3 protein-coding genes are annotated in these 2,926 nt (G+C 41.0%); 2 read left to right on the top strand and 1 reads right to left on the bottom strand.

What is annotated here, in order from left to right:
* The coding region (locus tag ACH2DQ_RS03900) for a DUF1540 domain-containing protein (protein ID WP_395025647.1) at positions 1-161 on the top strand (161 nt) is incomplete at its 5' end.
* Between the two features lie 205 nt (positions 162-366).
* Entirely contained in the window at positions 367-555 is a 189-nt protein-coding gene (locus tag ACH2DQ_RS03895) for a hypothetical protein (RefSeq protein WP_394915627.1), read from the top strand.
* 245 nt (positions 556-800) lie between these two features.
* Here the strand turns inward: ACH2DQ_RS03895 and ACH2DQ_RS03890 are convergent, their stop codons facing one another.
* On the bottom strand, positions 801-2,462 hold the full coding sequence (locus tag ACH2DQ_RS03890; RefSeq protein ID WP_394915626.1) for a 2-isopropylmalate synthase: 1,662 nt from the start codon (positions 2,460-2,462) through the stop codon (positions 801-803).
* Between the last annotated feature and the right edge of the window lie 464 nt (positions 2,463-2,926).

Genomic DNA, 2,926 nt, shown 5'->3' with positions numbered 1-2,926 from the left:
TGAAAAACGAATCTATTAAATGTTCCGTAAACAACTGTACTCATCATGCTGAAACAGAAAACTACTGCACACTTAACGCTATTAAAGTTGGAACACACGAATCAAACCCAACTAAAATCGAATGTACAGACTGCGAATCTTTCGTAAACAAAAGCAAATAAATATTTTATCAGAGAGGAGCCTGCTGCTCCTCTCTATTTATATTAAATGCACATTTGAAAATTGCTTTCAGCGTACTGTATATTCCCATATGCCTGGTTATCCCTGGTTATTGATCAGGCATGGAATTGGTCTGCCATTGCGAACTTGCTTTTTCTTTACATTACTGATAAAATATAGCCACTAAAGATAAGGAGGACTATTTTAATGGGTTGTACGAATAAAAAACCTTGTACCTGTACATATGACTGCCCTCGTCACGGTAAATGCTGTGAGTGTGTGGCACATCACCGGGATCACAACGAAGGAGTGCCCGGATGCTTTTTTTCAGCAGAAGCAGAAGCTACCTATGACCGCAGTATAGAAGCACTCTGCAAAGATAATGGACTCATCTGATCATTATTGTATTCTATTACATATTTCAATATGCCAGACTTAATTGCCCGGCATAGAAAAAGCCTTGCATATTTATGAAATTAATCATAGATATCAAGGCTTTTCTAATTCAAATATATAATGTTTTTTAATCATTGCGGCAATATGCTTTTTTCTGCCACTAATCTGCCATTATATCATGAATTGCAGAGACTGAATTCTATAGATCAGCCATAACATCATGAATTGTAGCGATTAGATTATATTTATTCTGCCACCATATTATTAATTGCGGTAACTAATGCATGAATGGATGCCTGGATAATATCCTGGTCTACGCCTGCCCCCCAGAAAAGTATGCCGTCTTTATTGCGGATTCCCACATAAGCAATCGCTTTGGAGCTGGAGCTCTGTTCCAATGCATGCTCCTGGTAAGTGATTAAATCGTATTCCAGGCGGAATTGTTTCTTCAGTGCATTGCTTACTGCGTTCAGACGTCCGTTTCCGGCTGCGATTGCAGTGCGGCTTTCTCCGTTTACATTTACAACAACCTCTGCTATGATGCCATTATGTTGCTTGAAATGTACTTCCGTAATATCGTAAGGCGTTGCAATGTCTTCGAATTTGTCCTTGAACAACTGGAAGATTTCTTCCGGCATAAGTTCTTTGTGCTGTTCGTCTGATACAGATTTTGCCGCATATCCCATGGCTTCTCTCATCTTTGCCGGTAAGTTCAGGCCGAAATTCTGTTCCAGAATATATCCGATACCGCCTTTTCCGGACTGGCTGTTAATGCGGATAACATCTGCTTCGTAGAGCCTTCCCACATCCGTAGGATCAATTGGCAGGTATGGAACTGTCCACTGATCACAGTCATGGTCTTCACGGTATTTCATACCCTTGGCAATTGCATCCTGATGGGAACCGGAGAATGCTGCAAATACCAGTGCGCCGCTGTATGGGCTTCTCATATCGATCTTCATTCCGGTAAACTCTTCATATGCGTCACAGATTGCCGGCATATTGCTAAAGTCAAGTTCCGGATCTACACCCTGGGAATACATATTCATTGCCAGTGTTACGATGTCCACATTACCGGTACGTTCTCCGTTACCGAACAGTGTACCTTCGATTCTGTCGGCACCTGCCAGAATACCCAATTCCGCATCTGATACACCGCATCCTCTGTCATTGTGGGGATGCAGGGAGACAATTACATTTTCGCGGTATTTCATGTTATCGCACATATATTCAATCTGGCTTGCGTAAATGTGGGGCATGGAGTGCTGTACGGTACTAGGCAGATTGATGATCACCTTATTGTCAGGGGTTGGCTGCCAGACTTCCAAAACTGCATTACATACTTCCAGCGAATATTCCACTTCTGTTCCCGTAAAGCTCTCCGGACTGTATTCGAAAGAAAAATTCCCTTCCGTTTCTGCTGCCAGTTTCTTTAATAATGCCGCACCTTCCACTGCAATATTCAGTATTTCTTCTTTTGATTTCTTGAATACCTGTTCTCTCTGCGCATAAGAAGTAGAGTTATATACATGGACAACTGCTTTTTTTGCTCCTTTTAATGCATCAAAGGTCTTACGGATAATGTGCTCTCTCGCCTGTGTCAGTACCTGAATGGTTACGTCATCCGGAATTAAATTTTTCTCAATTAAAGCTCTCAAAAACTGATATTCTGTATCTGAGGCTGCCGGAAAACCAACTTCAATTTCTTTGAAACCGACTTTTACCAGTAATTTGAAAAAATCAATCTTCTGATCTAACGACATGGGTACGATCAGTGCCTGATTCCCATCTCTTAAGTCAACACTGCACCAGATTGGCGCTTTTTCAATATATTCTTTCTTTGCCCAGTTCATTGCATTTACCGGCGGCATAAAATACTGCCTTGTGTACTTATTCACGTTTTTCATATTTCTGATCTCCTTTTCTTCTTGGCTTTGACAGCATTGCTTTATTCCTGTGGGCAATGAGCCATACAGACTCGCTGGCGCATCCATTTGGTGACTGCAGCAGAGTTTTTGACTTTTGAAGCAATGCATTTCCATTTGTTCCATTTATATGTTGATAATCGTCTGCAATTGTTAAATGTTAGATAACAACGTATTTTTGGAAACAAAAAAGCCTTTCGTCTCCTGACAATCCTGTTGTCATTTAGAGACGAAAGACTAAAATATACTTGTCTTGCGCGGTACCACTCTATTTTATGAATTTCTTCATACACTCATCAGATACGGATTCTATAGAATCTTATATCCTACCCAGATAACGGTTGGGGATCCGTCTGCGTCTACTCTTCTCTATCCAGCATTTAAACTTTATTAAGAATTTGGGGCAGCCGCTCCAAGGTGAGTTCCAATTCCTTCCTCAACTGTCT

The organism is Robinsoniella sp. (genome assembly GCF_034124845.1).
Note: the sequence above shows the minus strand (reverse complement) of the source record. Positions and strands in the feature narration are given on the sequence as shown.